The sequence below is a fragment of the Trichormus variabilis 0441 genome (assembly GCF_009856605.1).
Classification (GTDB): Bacteria; Cyanobacteriota; Cyanobacteriia; order Cyanobacteriales; family Nostocaceae; genus Trichormus; species Trichormus variabilis.
In genome coordinates this window covers 126,939-144,277 of sequence record NZ_CP047244.1, presented here as the reverse complement: position 1 = coordinate 144,277, position 17,339 = coordinate 126,939, and the positions used below count along the sequence as shown (strand labels likewise).

Sequence of the window (17,339 nt, the reverse complement as noted above, 5' to 3'; positions counted from 1 at the left end):
CATGAAGTACATTGCTATTATCGAAGGGCAAGAAATTCCTCTTGATGAGGCGATCGCCCAGGATGACAATACCCTCAAAACAGCCATTAGCGTCTACTTTCCAGAGTATGCTAATGCCGAAATTGAACGGCAAACAACTGATGATACAGTTTCAATTCGTTTAGTAAAAAAAGCAGGTACTAAAGGAAGCCAATGTAGAGAATTGAAAAATAGTTATGAAGAAATAAATCCTGCACTAAAGTTAGGATGGCAGATAAAGCTTCTAGAGATAAACAGTCAAATTAATCTCGAAAATTTAATTACCTTACAACCTGAGATAGATAAAGCTATCAAGCTCGGTCAATCTTGGGAAACCTATAGCGAAAAAGTTGCTCAAAGCCTTAAACAGCAACCTGCTATTACGAGTAAATATCCTGTACTGTAATCACAAATCTATAGCCGCTATAACTCGTAGCGGCTGATTCATTATGCTAGGCAACATACACTCATTCAAAATACCTATTACTTGTCTAACAGCAGTTAGTTACCTAGGAAATCTTTCCGAACGAGTAAATATCTTAAGTCTGTATCAAAGATTATTTCCAGAAAAATGGTTAGAATCAACCATACCTATTAATAAACAATCACATCCAACTAGTGCTTATCTAGATAGAGAAATTGAATTTATTAACCTAGTGAATGAAAATCTATTCCCAGTAGAATATATCGATGAAATCGAGTTTAATCCAGAACGTGATAGTATTCTAGTTTCACCACAAAGACTTGAGTGGTGGAATGAAGATTTCGAGGAATTGGTATACTCGGAGAAATTCCTACTGTCATTAATGGGGCAAGGGTACAATATCAGCCAATGGAAACTAAATTTTGGTTTTACTCCTGACTACATTGCTCCAGCAGAAGAAATTTATTTCGAGAAATTCATAAAGCTGTGTCGTCGTTACAAAAGTCCCCTGCAATATTTAGATATAGCCATACGAATTATAGATTACTCAACTCAAAATATTTGGCTAGATATTACGTGTGAAACAAGCGATTGGCTGGAATGGACTTATGATAATATCGTATTTCTCGCTCAAAAATGGCAAGAAGCTGTCTCGATGATGGAGAAATCAAATGAGGTTAGCCATTTGTTAGAAACATCTATTTCTGCTCGAAAAGCAGCAGTGAAAATTTGGAACCAAGCATCAAAAGCATGAATGTAGATACAAATATATTACCAATAATTAACTTAGAAAATGTCTCCCAAATCCTACTTGCCAATATTCCTCAAGATGATTTACTAGGGCAGTTAATTATCCTCAAAGGACAGTTTATTTTAGTCGAACGCGAAGGCAAAGAGTCTAAATACAAATTCTTGTCTCCTGAAGCAGTAGAGAAAGCCTTCACAAGTAAAACTGCCGCGTCTGGATGGCTTTCTAGCAACACAATTTGGTGGGGTAAAAATCCAGAGGGAGAGGCCATTATTCAGTTTTACTCTCCCCAAAAATATCAAATTCAAATTATGGGACAGGAACCTGAAGTAATTACTGTACCAATGCCTGCATTCTTATTTGCTGGATGCAGTAGTAGATATTACCTGTGGGCAATTAAAGGGAGGGTATTTAAACCAGACACACAACTGTACAAGCCCCCTCTACCTAACGTTTGGGAAGATTCTAGTATTTGCTTTGGGGGAAATTCTCTCAGTATGTGCAGTGCTGCAACCATAAGCCAAGTTTGGGATCTGTTCTGGAAATCACCTTTTAACAAGGATTTGTCTCAAGGCAAGTCAAAAACTCATCCCGATAATATCTGCAATCAGCTAATCAAATTACACGAATCTAAAGCTAAATCCTACCCTTCAAGTGACCTTGTTCCGGTTCATAGCTGGAAAGTCACAACCCCAGAAGACATTATCAATCATTTGTTCAGTTAAGCATGAATCCTTTTATCGGTTATCACCTCGCTACAAGTAATAACTTTCCTCCCTACAGTCAAAAACTCCAGGAATACTGGCTGGCAGCAAATGGGCTTTTCTTGCGATCGCACCGTCGCGAGTTAGAGGTTTGCTTGCAACTAACTCAAACTCAAGTTGCTGGACTCCAACCCCTTGAACCCTACTTTCGTCTGAAAGTCCCAAAAGTTCCTTGCCAAGCGATCGCCGAGATTATCAATGCTGCTAGTATCAACCCCCAACAGGAAATCCTATTCTACTTGGGAGTGACAAATAACCAATGGTGGTGTCACACACCACTGCAAACTGCGTCCTCTACCCACGTCTTATCTTTAGAAAGCGCACTCAATAAAAACTATACAGATGGCTTTGTGGAAATGCACAGTCATGGAACTCTAGCTGCTTATCCTTCAAGTGCAGACAATCGGGAAGAAAAAGGCAAATTTCGAGTGTTCGCAATCGTTGGCACGCTGAATACCATTCCCACAATTTATACCCGCATCGGGATATACAATCACTTTTTCGACATCAACCCCAATCAAATATTTGAACTGCCGCCACAGGTAAAATGCTCGAATTAACTACTTACCAACAAGCTTTACCCGTCTTACCTCGCAATCATACTCGTATTAACTTCGTCTTAGTAGGAGTAGGAGGAACAGGCGGGTTTCTTGCAGAAGATTTATGTCGAATTATTCTGCAACTCCAGCACACTAGAAAAGAAATTAACTTTGCGATCGTCGATGGCGATACTGTCGAACTCAAGAATATCAGCCGCCAAAATTATCAACAAGCTGAAATTGGGCTACCAAAGGCAGAAACACTGGCTGCAAGATGCAGTGCCAAGTATGGGATAGAGATTACAGCCGTTTGCGACTGGTTTGAAGAAGACATGATTCGCACGGCCAGTTGGTGGAATACCCTAACGGTAATTATTGGCTGTGTAGATAACAGCGCCGCCAGGAGCAAAATTCACTCTGTTCTCAAAATAAACAGTGCAAATGAGCCAGCATCTCTATTTTGGCTGGATTGTGGAAACAGCAACTACTCTGGACAAGTAGTAATTGGAACGCACTCTAATTTTGATATAGTCCAAGCTTCCAATAACCCAGACAAACCTCAATTCTGGTTGCATCTTCCCTCCCCGGTGCTGGTTCACCCAGAACTGCTAGTTCCTCAGCCAGAAGAACTTAGCGACAACAACCTTTCATGTGCAGAAATTCAAGCACGGAATTATCAATCACTATTCGTCAATAAAATGACGAGTGCGATCGCAGCCCAGTATTTACTAGAATTAACCCTCACTGGGGGGTTGAAAAAGTTTGCCAGTTATTTTGACCTCAAAGCAATGTCAACTAGAAGTTTATATACAAGCATTGACCAACTCAAAAAATACTATATTCTGCAAACAAATTACCACAAATAGCTTACGCAAATATATCCCAAAAACTAAATTTGGGATATATTTTTATGAATCGTTTTAATCACAAAACACTTGAACTAGTTGAACAGAATCCAGAATGTTTATCAACGATAAATTATCGTAATTTAACTGTCAAAAGTGAATCTGAAGTTGCTGGCGGTCAGTTTCACCTCATTATGCAACAAATTGGGTTAGGGCTACCAGTCGAAGTTTTGTTAAAAGCATACCCCCAAATTAATAACTGGGTCGATAAGGTAAAACCTTTTCTAAATATTCCTGGCAACAAACAATGGAACGCCCAACTTCAATATTTATATCACGATATTCTTCTCTACAGCGAGTGCGACCTCATTATCTACGGCGAAAATCAAGTAGTTGGGTTTGACTGGACAATTCAAAAACCTCCTAAATTTGAAATTCTTGAGAGCAAATGGCAAACTCAACTGAGGTTATTTCTCCTATACGAACAAACTGGAATACCATTGGAGCAATTTAGCCTGGTTTACTTGTTCGTTAACACTGATAGTATTTATCAGTTTACTTATTCTGAAGATAAACATTTGAATTTCAAAGCCCGGCTAGAAAAAACACTCGCTCCTTTTGTAGAAGACGATAAGGAGAAAAAACTTTTAACCCACAAAATGACTCCTCAAGAAGCACATGATAAATGGCTAGCAAAAGAAATATCAACTATGGAATATTTAGCAGCAATTCCTGAAGTTGAAATTTGACATCCTCTCCCGCTACATCCGCAAGAATTAGCAGGAGATTCCTAAACCTCACGATTTAGGTTTCTGTTTCCTTCCATTGCTGGATTTTTGCAACTGCCCTTTAGACATATGCCTATCAGGTCTTACGTTCGCTCCACAGACTGTAACGGTGTGTCCCACCGCCAAAATATTACGACTAGCGTTGATATCCCGGTCGTGGTGTGTTCCGCAGTTGGGACAATCCCACTCTCTGACACTCAACGGCAGCTTTTCAACAACGTGACCGCAATGTCCACAGCGTTTAGAGCTAGGAAACCATCGGTCAATTTTTACCAAGGCTCGACCATACCACTTGGCTTTATATTCCAGTTGTCTCACTAACTCACCCCATGCAGCATCATTGATGGCACGGGCAAGTTTGGGATTTTTGACCATGTTCTTAACTGCCAAATCCTCAACTACTATCGTTTGGTTTTCACGAATCAGTCGAGTTGTCAGTTTGTGCAGATGGTCTTTTCTAGAATCAGAAATCTTAGCTTGAATCCGAGCAACTTTGAGTCTAGCTTTATCTCTGTTGCGAGAGGCTTTCTGTTTGCGACTCAAAGCTTTCTGCGCTCTCCTCAGCTTTTGGTAGTGCTTGTCAAACGCCTTGGGGTTAGCAATCTTTTCACCCGTACTCAAAGTAACAAGAGAACTAACCCCAACATCCAAGCCTACGGCACTATCAACTGGCTGCATGGTTTCATCAGTTGAATCGTCAATCTGCAAGCTAACAAACCAGCGTCCAGAGGGGTCAAGTTTAACCGTGATGGTTGTGGGTTTACAATCCTTTGGCAGTTGCCTAGACCATTTAATTGGCAAAGGTTGAGAACACTTTGCCAAGTAGACTTGCCCATCCTTCCACTTGAAGGCAGACTTGGTAAACTCTGCGCTACCTCCACTACGCTTCTTTTTGAAGTTAGGGTATCTTGCTCTACCCGCAAAGAAGTTACTAAAAGCCGTTTGCAGATGCCTCAATCCTTGTTGCAGTGGTACACAGCTAACCTCATTTAAAAATTGGAGATCATCAAGTTTTTTCCACTGCGTCAGCATTGCAGAGGTTTGAACGTAATCAACTCGTTCTTGCCTTTCATACCAAGCCTCGGTTCTCGCAGCCAAGGCTCGATTAAACACCAACCGCACACAACCAATTGTCCGACGCAAGAGGGATTCTTGCTCGATAGTTGGGTAAAAACGGTAGCGGTAGGCTTTTTCCATGCCTCACATTTTACCAGAAAATCTGTGAAAGAAGTATATCTCGCTAAGTGTCTAAGACTAATTACTTACTCGTCGCCCACGCCTGAACCTGTTGCCACTGTGGGACAAAACGATTCAGGGGCGGGACTCCTTGCTCGCCCCCATTTCTCTCACCACCAAGCTTACGCTGTGGCGAGAGTCTTCTGGGGGTGCTAGATGAATCCAACAGAATTAAATATCACGAAAATCGAACTCACTCCTAACAGTGGTTGGACGCTAAATATTCTCTCACGTCGGGTAGCAACCATTACCGACCCCTTGGGAAGCAGAAAAACCAGCTACTTCGGGTTCGATACCAAAGAACAAGCTGAAAAGTTTAGAGATTGGCTTGTCAGAAAAAACAAATGTAGTAGTGCAGTTATCCGTCACTCAGAACGATTAGCTACTGAATGGGAGGTAAAAGCTTGGAATTTACCAACCTCCCTAATTCTTGAATGCGCCGTCAAAGATTTAAAGGAATCAAGCAATGCAACTATCTCTACTGAATCTACCCTACAACGATGATAATTCACCCATAGCAGATATTTTCAATATTCCTAACTTAGAAAAAGCAGAATTCCTTCGTAATTTAGCTGCTTCCATGCAGCCAACAATCGACCAAAAGAAAAATCCTGCTATTGGAAATCAAAGGGTAACAAAGCGTCGTAAAACTATAGCCCAAGGGCTCATCCAAGAAGGAATTGAACTTGAGATTATCCAGTCTTGGTTATTTGCGATCGCACAAATGTGGGAAGTAGGACATATCCCACCAATACTACGCGGCATATCTCACAAATCGCAAGTAGAAGCCCTATTCAGAATTTCCCAAATTGGAGAAACAATTCAGAAAGTCCACGAAAAATTGGCAGGCGAATATTACCAAGACTGGGTAAAGTCTTTAAATCGCGCCGGATTACATACACCAAGCGAAATCATATCCGCAATAACAGAAATTCAACAGGTAGTAAAGCCTGAAGCAATTGATACTACCAAGCAACTACTCAATAAGCTTGAGTTAGAAATCATTGGCATGAAAGATGGAGATTTCTTCCCTACTCCTAAACCACTCTGTCAACGGCTTGTTCAACTGGCAGATATTAAACCAAATTGGCAAATTTTAGAGCCTAGTGCAGGTAGTGGAAATATTGCTGAGTATATCACTAATACCTATCCTAATGTTCAACTAGAGGTGGTTGAGATTAATTACGATTTACGACAAATTCTAGAACTCAAAGGATTTAATCTCGTAGGGAAAAACTTTCTGGAGTTTAACCCCAGTCATTTATACAATGCTTGTATCATGAATCCTCCATTTTGTGAACTTGTCCAACATATCTACCAGGCTTGGAAGTTACTCATAACGGGTGGTGTATTAGTTTCAGTTATACCTGAATCAGTTTTCTTCAATCGTAAGTACAAAACCTTCAAAAACTGGCTACTAGCCAATAATAGCTATGTAGAAATGGTAGATAAAGATGCCTTTTTGAGTTCAAATAACCCTACAAACGTAGCCACCAGAATCATTAAACTCATTAAACCATAGTGTACTACAAGCGTATGGCATACTAGCAAATTGATAAAACTAAATATGTCACGTATGTTTTCCCTATATGGGGACAATATATGAGATACAAAATCCTTACACAGCAAGAGTTAGAAGTAGCACTTAATAAGTGCAAGCTTGCTGGTTGAAAGGTCAGTAATATCACCAAACTTAGTAATAAAATGCTTGAAATCAAACCCCAACGAACAAGGAGATAAATATGGCAATTGAAACTATTGCTTCTTATAGATTTATTCCTGGTAAAGACAGTCAAATAACCAGTTATGGAGGGATCTCCTGAAGAACAAACAGTCGCAATTCATAATTCAAGCATGGCATCTGTGTCACTGACTTTCACAACTGAAAACACATCTGTTCTTAGACAAATTATCATCAGTCTTCAGCAAATATACCAGACACTTCTAAACACCAAAACTGAAATTATTCAGGAAGATACTTGCATTGACAGCTTTACAGGCTTAAAGGGAGAGTATGATGAAAAGTCTATCTAAATAACTAAGTATCAATCAATCTTTTAAGTCGTCTTAATAACAGACGACTTTGATTTTTTACAACGACTTTTTGCTTTACGCATTAAATATTGATTTCCATTAATTAAAATTATGGCAAGAAATCAAACAAAGTCTACTAATTCTGCTACTGAAGAAAGCACAGTATCCCAGTCTGAATCCCCTGAACAAACAGTTCAGAATAATACAAACATACAAAAGCGTAAATTAGCTATTTCTAAATTTGCAAATCCTGAGTACAATGCGCCGATTAGTAATATCTGCATCTGCCAAGTCATTAACCACATGGAAGCAGAAAAAGTCGGGTTGTTTATCAAAGATAAATACTTAGCAGCAATTAACTGGCAAGGACAAGAACCTACACACAAGCACACCTTCTCTAGTGGCACGCCAGAAATGGGAGTGTTGTTGCAATCGCCCAGGATGCACATTCTTGATGTTTCTCCCAGATACATTGAACAGCGCGATGATGGCAAAATTGTAGGAGTGTACGAATCACCTGATGGGTACGAAATGTACCAAGCACTTGGCAAAGATGCCGCAGTATTGAGAAGGTTCTATTTGTTGCAGCTTGTTGATGAAAATAATCATAACCTGCACTCAGTACCAATTGTCTTATCAATCAAAGGCGTTGCATCGTCAAAATTTGGCGAGGCTTATAAACAGTTCCAACGCGAACTAGAGGTTGCATTCGCCCGATTTACTAATGCAACTGTTGCTGAAAAACGTGCAGAGTTTCATCGCCTCGGTGTATTTCAACCCACCTTTACGCCATCTCTTGAACCTAAAGAAGCAGTCAACCAAAGAGATAAATCTTGGGTAGCAGTTGTCACTTCCTATAAATCACCAAATCCTGATGGAAGCGATTTTCTCGAATTCTTCTCAGAAGGCAAAGAAATTGATATCCAAACAACGATGCAGGCAAATCCCGAATTCTCTCACCGTATTGGTAAAACATCAACCGTTGTAGCAGAACATAATCGCCTGGTAGGTGCAGCTGATATGCCAGTAGCAGCACTTCCTCCTAGTACAGCAGGTCAAGCTTATACAGCATACAGTACTGAGATGGAAGAACTGCCCTACTAAAAAAAACTATCTCATGTAACCGAAAAGGGTGCTAGAAATAGCACCTGTTAAAACATCATTTACTAAAAGCAAAGTAACAAATGAAACTAAACATTGAACAATCTAAACTCGCAGAAATTCTAGAAACTGCTTATCTTGCAATTAGTCCTAAGCCTACTGACCCAATTTTAGGAAATATCTTACTGATAGCAAATGAAGATGGGATAGTATCAGCAACAGGAACAAACCTTAACCTCACAATTCATACTACAACGACCGCTAATGTAGAAACGTCAGGTCAGGTAGCACTACCAGCCAAACTATTAACTGACACTATTAACAATGTCAGAGGAGAAATTTCCTTAGAGGTAGAAAACCAAGCCTGCATAATTACTCACAATAGCGGTAAATGCCGTCTGATTGGCGGAAAACCTGACGAATTTCCAACTCTTCCCAAGGGAGAAAATCCAATAGAAGTAAATTTAAGTGCCAAGAAACTCCAAACTGCACTTGAAGGGACACTGTATTGCACCAATGGTGACGAAACAAAGTTAGTTTTAACTGGTGTCAACTTCAAAATTGATACCAATAAGTGGCAAGCTGCTAGTACAAATGGTCACAAATTAGCACTAGTCACAGGAACACTTGATAGCGAATATTCTGATCCAATTGACTTTACTGTTCCAGGTAAGTCACTTGGCGAGTTAAACAAAATTCTCTCTCAAAGTGCCGATACAAGCGTGTGCAATATTCTTCTATCAAATAAAACTATTGAGTTTAGTCTTCCTAATACAAAGGTCATTTCCCGACTTTTAGAGGGAGAATATCCCAAAATCAATAGCTTGATTCCCAGAACATTTGAGTATGAATTTACATTAGAACGCAAGGGATTTGAGAGCGCACTGAAGCGAGTAAGTTATCTAGCTGAACGCAAGCAAAAGGTTGTCAAAATTCTCTGGGAATTGGAAGCTACACAGGCAACACTATACACCGAAGCTACTGATATCGGGGATGCAGTTGACTCGGTACTGATGAAACCAACAACTAGTCATTCAGAAAACATCAGTATTGGATTAAATATCGACTACCTTCTCGAAGGATTAAAGCACATCAGTACTGACGAAATCGTGGTGCGGTGTAACAAACCCACGCAACCAGTCATTATCTGCCCAATGGGAGGACTGCTCAATCAGTTGTATCTGGTCATGCCTGTAGAAATTAAGCAGGGGTTTGAAAAGGTAAATAACCAAAGTACAAAGACAGAAGCCAGCACTCAACCTGAGCCTAGCACTGAAGAAGTAACAGATATAGCACAGGCAACAGATGATAGTGAAAATTCTGAAACAGAAATACCATCTTTAGTAGCAAAAGATACTACTAAAGGCAAGTCAACCTCACGCTCGTCACGAACGAAAAAAGAAGCCGCGACTGCTTAAAAATTAAACTCCTTATCAGTGCAGTTGGTAAGGAGTAAATAAAACACTTTTAATCATCAAAACTATGTACCAACCACTACATCTCAAATACCGTCCCCAGACTCTTAGTGAAGTTATTGGGCAAGAACATATCGTTCGCACTCTCATAAATGCGATCGCTCTCCAAAAGATTGCACCTGCTTACCTATTTAGCGGCCCCAAAGGTACAGGTAAAACCAGTACCGCCCGCATCATCGCTAAATCCCTCAACTGTCAATCAAGCAATGAGCCGACAACCAAGCCTTGTGGAGAATGCAATTCATGCAAGGGAATTACAGCATCTTCTTCTGTTGATGTAACCGAACTGGATGCAGCAAGCAATAGTGGGGTAGAACTGATCCGAGAGCTTATATCCACTATCCAGTTTGCACCAGTGGAAGGTAGATTCAAAATATTCATTATTGATGAATGTCATGCTCTAAGCAGCCAATCGTGGCAAGCACTCCTCAAAACCATTGAAAGCCCTCCCCGTCATGTAGTATTTATCTTCTGCACAACCGAGTTACACAAAGTTCCAGAAACCATTGTCTCCCGTTGCCAAAAGTTTGACTTTAAGAGAGTTCCTGTCTCGCTAGTTGCAAGCTACCTAGAACAAATATCTCACCAAGAAAGTATCAACATTGCGCCATCAGCAGTTACCGCCGTAGCTAAAGCAAACAAGGGACATCTGCGCGACTCACTCAAACTACTAGATCAGCTAACCCTACTAGGTGAAGAGGAAATTACCTCTAACTGGGTTTGGGAACTATCAGGTACTATTTCCGAATACGATCTACTCACTGCCTGTGAAAATATCATCAAAGGAGAAATTACGGGCAATTTAGGCATCCTTCAAGATTGGATTGAATCTGGTAAACAGCCAACTGCCATTCATACAAGTCTTGTCAGTTTCCTCAAAGACTTACTTGTGTGCAAAACTAATCCCAATGGCAGACATCTTACACAGCTAGAAGAGGACACCTGGGAGAAATTAGTAAGTATCTCGCAGTTGTGGAATATCGACCAGATCCGAAATGCGATCGCCATCTTAATGGCACGCCAAAATCTCATGCGGGATGAAGACGCGCACCTTTGGTTAGAAGCTACACTTATCGAGATAGTTCCAACCAACAAGGGTAGTCACCAATCACAACCCTGGAAAGATTGGAAAACTGCTCAAGATGCGATTAACTGGGGCAAGGAACAGTTACCCCACTTAACACAAGCGCAGTTACAAGAACACTGGCAAAAGCTGACACCTATTAATGGTAAAAAGGCACCTGCTTGGGTAGAAGCTGTCCAAAAGCTGCAACAAAAACAATTACAGCAAGCTTAACTTTAAGGAGGGTTATAACTATAGTTATAGCCCTATATTTCTTTATTTAATTAAATAATCAAATCAATAAACATTTACTACCACAGCAGCATACGCAGTTAAGTTGATAGTTAAAAATTAATATCAACATGAATAAGCATAATTTTAAAGATATAACCACTCTCGAAGAGTTTATTAACTTAATTTATTTGTCTCACATAAAAATACAAATCAATGGAATTGATTATGATATTGAAGCTATTCCTGAAGTGAAATCTATTAAGGGAGATTGTCACCTGGAGTATCCGATTATTCACTATTACGAGGAAAACAAGGAACTTACAATTACCAATCTTCAAGATTTGGAATACTTTCTCAGGCAATATCCCCAAGCATCGCAATACATCCTTGACGCAAAAAATACCTCATTCACCATTAGAAAAATCTCTAATTCATGAGTTATAACCACAGAGATTTTGTGAAGAAATCTAAAGGGATAATCTTTGTCGATGAAGATAAACTAAACATTTATTGGAAAGACCCCTCTCCAATAAAACCTTGGCAGCCCAAAATACAACTCAAGCCGTATCAGGAACTTTCACAAATATTTGTTGATATCGAAACAGCAGGAATAAACCCATTTGAAAGCCGTATTTATGCTATTGGTTGTATGGATTCAAGGGGATATTCTACTATTTTCATGGATATCTCAGAAGCTAAAATACTGACCAAATTTATCAACCATCTCAGTAAAAGAAATCCAGATGTCATTTTCACCTATAACGGGATGGCATTTGATATTCCATTTATTATTACGCGATGCAACTTGCACGGTATAAAACACCCATTTCAAGTTGCATCCAAATCTCGGACTATTCGTACCGCCCAAGTACGGGGTGAGCCACTAAAAATTCAGGAGGTATTCATCCGAAATAGCCAACACGTAGACATTTATATCTGCGTTCTGAGGTGGGATTTCATAGCCAAAAAGCTAACTAACGGCAGATCGCTCAAAAAGGCTGTATTGGACATGGGACTGCGCCAGAACACCAGGCTAGTTCTTCCCTATGAGGAAATCCTCGCTTGTTGGAAAGATGGCCCCAACAGTAAGGGATGGAAACGCCTAAAAGAGTATCTTATTTACGACCTCGAAGACACCCGGCTAATTGCGAATAGACTTGTACCCTCATACTATTATGAAGCACTAATTGTACCGGAAATGAATCTCCAGCAGCTAAGAGATTATTTATAAAGTAAATCTTTAGGATACAAGACGACGTAGCATAATCCTAGTCATTACAGCATATATAGCTGCTTCGCTCATCTCTGGAAGATGCTCATAATCCTTACTGAGACGATGATATTGGTTCAACCAGCCAAATGTTCTTTCGACTACCCAACGTTTGGGCAAAATCCGGAATTCTTGCTCAGTACGCCGTATGACTTCAACATGTGCTTGGATCATCAACCAAACTGAAAGAGCAAATTTATCGCCGTCGTAACCGGAATCAACCCACATGACTTGAACTTTTTCCAGTAATTCCGGACGCTCCTCTAAAAGTTCCATTAATGCGTAGGCAGCAAGTACCCGTTCCGGCGCATTGGCTTCACTGACAACAACTTTCAACAACAGTCCCAGGCTATCAACTAGAGTCTGCCGCTTTCTTCCTTTTACCTTTTTACACCCGTCAAAACCGTACACTTCCCCTTTTTTTGGTCAGTTTTGACCGACTGACTGTCTGCGGCGATCGCTGTGGGTTGCGTTGATTTGCCTAGTTTTGTGCGAACTTGTCCGCGCAGTGTATGGTTTAATTTTTCCCAGACTCCTTTGCGCTGCCATTTGCGGTAGTAACTGTAAACAGTTGAACTGGGTGGAAAGTCCCCCGGAAGCATATTCCATTGGCATCCCGTTTTCAAGTGATAGTAGATAGCATTGCATATCTCACGCATATCCGTTGTGCGTGGATGCCCTCCTTCTTTGGCTGGTGGAATCAATGGAGCCAGAATTTCCCACTCCATATCAGTTAAGTCTGTGGGGTAAGACTTTCGTCCCATGAGTAGCTATGTAAATACACTATATTTCATGTATCCTATACCTCCAAGCTTACTTTTATACTCACTTTTAGATTTACTTTATAAATAGCCTCTAACACTTGCTGGTAATGGTACTAAATGGGAGCGAATATTTGAGCATCATTATCCAGGTTATAAACCAAAACCCGATCGCAAGTACAAATTCCAAGGAGGGATGGCTTACTCTATTCCTGGACTGTATAGAAGGGTTGGATATGCAGATATTAGCTCAATGCACCCTTGGGCAATGCTAGACAAGGGTATTTGCTCAATTAAAGATACAGAACGTATTGGGCTAAGTATTCTGCAATATTTGGTGAATGAAAAATTTAGGTTGGAACAACTTGCATCTGCTGGAGATATTGCTGCTAAGGAAAAAAGAGAATCAGTCAAGGTTTTAGCTAACTCCGAGTTTGGATTCTTCGGCACCTCTGAACTCGCCTTCAATGATATGGAGGCTGCTGCATTAGTTACAGCCTACAGTCGAAAAGTACTCAAGCTAATGATTGAAATTATCACTCGGCACGGTGGTACTCCTGTGGAAGTTGACACCGATGGAGTGTTTTTCACACATTCCAACCCAGAAGAGGTACGTAGTTTACTTCAATCTCAATTGCCTAAAGGGATAACTGTCAAGCTAGAGTTTATCGCTGACGCTATGTTTATCCCCGAACGGGGAACCAAAAATTACCTTTTATGGCTTCCAGACGGGAAAATTATCACTAAAGGCAACTGGCGCAACCGCGATCGCTCTCAACTAGAGAAAGAGTTTTCTATTGAGTATTTAACCCTGCTAATTCAAAATGTATCAGCAGCAGAAGATTATTATGCACACATCAAATCCCAGATTTTATCAAGGGAATATCCAAAAGAAAAACTTGCAATTACACGCAAGATTAAAGAGGGCGAAAAAGAAATACTCAAACTAGGGAAACCTGGAGATGTAGTCACTTACTATTACGGAATTAGCGGCATAACCAATATCAGCAGTAATGAGAATTACTCACGTCAATACTATCTTCATCTTATTGAAAAAAGGCGAGAAGAAATTCTCAAAATAGCTGCTCCTACAACACTAGAAAGTAACAAACGTCAATTATCTCTTTTCTAAATGAACAAAGTTGAGATTTTAGGTAAATTTTGAAGCCACTAAATATGAAGGTTTTTCAAATTCATACATTCTGATTTGTCTGTAAGTAATGAAAAATAAATCCTCTTCTCGCAAGCCCAGGCTTAATAAAAAGCAAAGGGCTTGGGTAAACTCATTCCTTTCGTCTCATCCTAATGCCAGAGTTAGAACTATCTACGAATTGGATGGCGATCGCGTAGTTCAAATTGAGTGGTGGGAAAACACAAACCCAATAATATTAGACCCAAAAACTTACATCCAAGGAATTATCAGCTACAATATGTGGGTTAAACTAAGAAAGTCTGGCGACCCCAGGAAAACAGCTGAGTTTTCTTATCGCATTACTCCACCAGAAAAACGAAGCGCATCATGGCATTTAACAGGTCAACTCTCTCTAGAACTCCCCCAATGTTACGAAGTTCCAGAACCAAATAACCCAGTTATCATTAACCCAAAAAGGAGAAATACTAAAACCAAAAAAGTTAAAAAATTTCTTCAATATACTCTTCCTTTATCAGAGATTAATGTTCAAATTCATACTACAAATATAGAAGATGATGGTGTTACTCTATGTGGACAAGAAATATTACTAGAAAACACATCACACCTAAATTTAGGGAGTGATAAAGACACTAAACTTCCCGAAGCTATAGTCAAAATTCTCTCAGAGAAACAAGCCAGCTTAAAGGAATGGGAAACAGCTATTACACTATACGAGGTAGCTGGTTCTAGTGGAGTAATAGAGTATCTTCAACAGTTAGATTCTTGGCGCAAATAATTGGGTAATAAACCAGTAGAGAACCATATTGAGAAAGACTCAATTCAAAATTTCGTACAACCAGCACAAAGTTAAGTAAGGTATTTACTGGTCACACATAATAAATACCAAGCAAGCAGAAAGAGTTAATACTAACTCTTCTTTTTTTAACCACCGCTTATGACTAACGCATGATGATTAGATGTTTATCTAATCTGTGATGCCAGTATACCTATACTACGGCGAAGATACCTATTCGCTCAACCAAAAAATAGACCATTTGGTGAATCAAAATGTTCATGCTGAATGGAAAGATTTCAACTACATCAAGCTATCTGGAAATGAGAAAAATATTGCTGCCAAGGTTTTTACTGAGGTTATGACTTTACCCTTTGGAGAGGGTAACAAAATTGTTCATACAGACAGCGATCATTTAATTGGAAGTTTATCAAATGAGGATAATAACCAAGAACTTGAAAATCAACTTTCTCGAATACCTGCAAGTAACATTCTTTTAATTACTAGTAACAAAAAGCCAGATTCCCGTAGAACAGTAGTAAAAACTATCCTAAAATATGCTCAACAAGAAGAGTTTCCTCTCGTTCCTTGTTGGGATAAAAAGGGGATAGTTAATTTGATAGGGAAGTATGCAGCTATCCACCAAGTTAAATTTACACCAGATGTGACTGATTATCTAGTCGAAGCAATTGGTAATAACACTGCACGAGTCGATAGCGAATTTGCTAAACTTGCTGTCTATGCAAGTGAAAAAATTATTTCTCTTGAGGAGATAAAACAATTAGTTAGTAATCACAATACTGACTACCAAAAGCTTACTATTGCTATGTTAAGGAATCATTCAAACTTGGCAATAGCGCAGGTGGATAAACTACTAGATAGTAATGAACATCCACTCAAAATAGTAGCAACGCTTACGTCATTTTTTCGTACTTGGCTAATAACTAAAGCTGGTGTAGAAGCTAGATTATCTGACATAAAGATTGCAGAAATAGCCGAAGTGAAAAACCCTAAAAGATTGTATTACCTCAAAGATGAAATCAAGTTTGTAGGCGTTCAAAAACTGAAAAACAGCCTTACCTTACTTTTACAACTCGAAACGGAACTCAAAAGCGGCACTAACAATTTAATTAGTCGAATTATCGAAATTTGCATGATATGAAAAACGATTTATTTACAGAAATCATCGGACAGCATACCGCCAAACTTTTACTAACTGAAGCAATCGAACGTAATCAAATTGCTCCCGCATACCTATTTAGCAGCGAAGTTGAGGGAGTGGGCAAAGGAAAAATTGCCTTGGCATTCGCAAATGCAATACTCTCAAGAGGAAGTCGCTCCGCGATGGCGAAACACCTGCCTCCTCCTAAAGGAGACGCGCAAGGGACGGCGAGCGCAGGAGAATCTAAACATCTAGACATCTTACAAATCAAACCAACTTATACCGAAAACACCTCCCAGCAGAAAAGTGTCCCTGCTATCCGAGTAGAACAAATGCGCGAGGTAATTGAATTTCTCTCAACTAGTGCAGTCGAGGGCAAGCAAAAGGTAGTGATTATCTATGAAGCAGATATGCTCAACCCTACTGCCGCTAACAAACTTCTCAAGACGCTGGAAGAACCTAAAACTGGAACGTTTATTCTGATCTCATCCTATCCTCAAAAACTATTACCCACTATCAAGAGTAGGTGTCAAATCATACCTTTCCAAAGGTTAACTGATGAGGAGGTTATTTCTGTTCTTAAAGACCAACAGATTGAGGCAACAGAAAAAATACTAGCTATCAGTTCGGGCAGTCCTGGTCAAGCGATCGCCAATATTAAAATGTTAGCTTCCATCTCACAAGAAATCACAAAGGAACTGGAAGTACCTCCTGACGATATCCTCAAGGCACTCAGTTTGAGTAACTCCATCTCAAGCTGGAATCACCAGACGCAGTTATGGTTGCTTACCTACCTGCAATACAACTGGTGGCAGAAATTAAAAAGCACTAAGCTACTAGCTAAATTCACTCAGGCAAGAAAGCAATTGCTGCATCATGTTACGCCCAGAAGCGTTTGGGATAGCCTACTTCTGCCATAACAAAACCCACTCATTATCAAAAAGCACTGCCA

19 protein-coding genes are annotated in these 17,339 nt (G+C 39.8%); 17 read left to right on the top strand and 2 right to left on the bottom strand.

Translation table 11 applies throughout. The features are described 5' to 3' along the window. The first annotated feature begins 1 nt into the window (after nt 1). From GSQ19_RS28840 to GSQ19_RS28815, 6 genes are read left to right on the top strand one after another with little or no spacing between them, the layout of a single operon-like run. Entirely contained in the window at nt 2–424 is a 423-nt protein-coding gene (locus GSQ19_RS28840; RefSeq protein ID WP_011316836.1) for a hypothetical protein, read from the top strand. A gap of 43 nt (nt 425–467) precedes the next feature. Next, complete coding sequence (locus GSQ19_RS28835) at nt 468–1,196, top strand: hypothetical protein (protein ID WP_011316835.1); 729 nt, start codon at nt 468–470, stop codon at nt 1,194–1,196. Beyond that, nucleotides 1,193–1,915: a prokaryotic E2 ligase family D protein gene (locus tag GSQ19_RS28830; protein ID WP_011316834.1), complete on the top strand. Its 723-nt coding sequence runs from the start codon at nt 1,193–1,195 to the stop codon at nt 1,913–1,915. The genes GSQ19_RS28835 and GSQ19_RS28830 overlap by 4 nt, the downstream gene beginning before the upstream one ends. A 2-nt stretch (nt 1,916–1,917) precedes the next feature. Beyond that, nucleotides 1,918–2,514: a Mov34/MPN/PAD-1 family protein gene (locus GSQ19_RS28825; RefSeq protein ID WP_011316833.1), complete on the top strand. Its 597-nt coding sequence runs from the start codon at nt 1,918–1,920 to the stop codon at nt 2,512–2,514. Continuing rightward, nucleotides 2,502–3,359: a ThiF family adenylyltransferase gene (locus GSQ19_RS28820; RefSeq protein ID WP_011316832.1), complete on the top strand. Its 858-nt coding sequence runs from the start codon at nt 2,502–2,504 to the stop codon at nt 3,357–3,359. The genes GSQ19_RS28825 and GSQ19_RS28820 overlap by 13 nt, the downstream gene beginning before the upstream one ends. Nucleotides 3,360–3,403: 44 nt before the next feature. Next, nucleotides 3,404–4,087, top strand: coding sequence for a hypothetical protein (locus GSQ19_RS28815; protein ID WP_011316831.1), 684 nt, complete (start codon nt 3,404–3,406; stop codon nt 4,085–4,087). A 48-nt stretch (nt 4,088–4,135) separates the two neighbouring features. On the opposite strand, the gene GSQ19_RS28810 is transcribed toward GSQ19_RS28815, so the two are convergent. Continuing rightward, nucleotides 4,136–5,323: an RNA-guided endonuclease InsQ/TnpB family protein gene (locus GSQ19_RS28810; RefSeq protein WP_011316830.1), complete on the bottom strand. Its 1,188-nt coding sequence runs from the start codon at nt 5,321–5,323 to the stop codon at nt 4,136–4,138. Between the two features lie 195 nt (nt 5,324–5,518). On the opposite strand from GSQ19_RS28810, the gene GSQ19_RS28805 reads away from it, so the two are divergent. The 7 genes from GSQ19_RS28805 (at nt 5,519) to GSQ19_RS28775 (ending at nt 12,500) form a co-directional block, all read left to right on the top strand. Beyond that, a complete protein-coding gene (locus tag GSQ19_RS28805; protein WP_011316829.1) occupies nt 5,519–5,866 on the top strand; it encodes a hypothetical protein in 348 nt (115 codons plus the stop codon). Next, entirely contained in the window at nt 5,829–6,884 is a 1,056-nt protein-coding gene (locus GSQ19_RS28800; protein WP_041457388.1) for a DNA methyltransferase family protein, read from the top strand. The genes GSQ19_RS28805 and GSQ19_RS28800 overlap by 38 nt, the downstream gene beginning before the upstream one ends. Nucleotides 6,885–7,507: 623 nt before the next feature. Further along, on the top strand, nt 7,508–8,500 hold the full coding sequence (locus GSQ19_RS28795) for a DUF5895 domain-containing protein (RefSeq protein WP_011316827.1): 993 nt from the start codon (nt 7,508–7,510) through the stop codon (nt 8,498–8,500). Between the two features lie 80 nt (nt 8,501–8,580). Next, nucleotides 8,581–9,915 carry a DNA polymerase III subunit beta gene (gene dnaN / locus GSQ19_RS28790; RefSeq protein ID WP_011316826.1) on the top strand — a complete coding sequence of 445 codons (1,335 nt, stop codon included), beginning with the start codon at nt 8,581–8,583 and terminating at the stop codon, nt 9,913–9,915. 64 nt (nt 9,916–9,979) lie between these two features. Further along, nucleotides 9,980–11,269: a DNA polymerase III subunit gamma/tau gene (gene dnaX / locus GSQ19_RS28785; RefSeq protein ID WP_011316825.1), complete on the top strand. Its 1,290-nt coding sequence runs from the start codon at nt 9,980–9,982 to the stop codon at nt 11,267–11,269. Between the two features lie 128 nt (nt 11,270–11,397). After that, entirely contained in the window at nt 11,398–11,706 is a 309-nt protein-coding gene (locus GSQ19_RS28780) for a hypothetical protein (RefSeq protein ID WP_011316824.1), read from the top strand. After that, on the top strand, nt 11,703–12,500 hold the full coding sequence (locus GSQ19_RS28775) for a 3'-5' exonuclease (RefSeq protein ID WP_011316823.1): 798 nt from the start codon (nt 11,703–11,705) through the stop codon (nt 12,498–12,500). Before GSQ19_RS28780 ends, GSQ19_RS28775 begins: the two co-directional genes overlap by 4 nt. Nucleotides 12,501–12,509: 9 nt before the next feature. Here GSQ19_RS28775 and GSQ19_RS28770 read toward each other — a convergent pair. Continuing rightward, a protein-coding gene (locus GSQ19_RS28770) for an IS5-like element ISAva7 family transposase (protein ID WP_104009889.1) occupies nt 12,510–13,303 on the bottom strand; the annotation gives its coding sequence in 2 pieces (ribosomal slippage) (nt 12,510–12,964 and nt 12,964–13,303; 795 coding nt in all). Nucleotides 13,304–13,496: 193 nt separating this feature from the next. On the opposite strand from GSQ19_RS28770, the gene GSQ19_RS28765 reads away from it, so the two are divergent. The 4 genes from GSQ19_RS28765 to GSQ19_RS28750 all read left to right on the top strand — a co-directional run bounded on the left by GSQ19_RS28765 (nt 13,497) and on the right by GSQ19_RS28750 (nt 17,307). Further along, complete coding sequence (locus tag GSQ19_RS28765) at nt 13,497–14,432, top strand: DNA polymerase I-like protein (RefSeq protein WP_011316820.1); 936 nt, start codon at nt 13,497–13,499, stop codon at nt 14,430–14,432. Nucleotides 14,433–14,520: 88 nt separating this feature from the next. Beyond that, on the top strand, nt 14,521–15,228 hold the full coding sequence (locus GSQ19_RS28760) for a hypothetical protein (RefSeq protein WP_011316819.1): 708 nt from the start codon (nt 14,521–14,523) through the stop codon (nt 15,226–15,228). Nucleotides 15,229–15,427: 199 nt separating this feature from the next. Then, nucleotides 15,428–16,387: a DNA polymerase III subunit delta gene (gene holA / locus GSQ19_RS28755; RefSeq protein ID WP_011316818.1), complete on the top strand. Its 960-nt coding sequence runs from the start codon at nt 15,428–15,430 to the stop codon at nt 16,385–16,387. Continuing rightward, nucleotides 16,384–17,307, top strand: a complete 924-nt coding sequence (locus tag GSQ19_RS28750) for a DNA polymerase III subunit delta' (RefSeq protein ID WP_011316817.1) — start codon at nt 16,384–16,386, stop codon at nt 17,305–17,307. The genes holA and GSQ19_RS28750 overlap by 4 nt, the downstream gene beginning before the upstream one ends. The last annotated feature ends 32 nt before the right edge of the window (nt 17,308–17,339 follow it).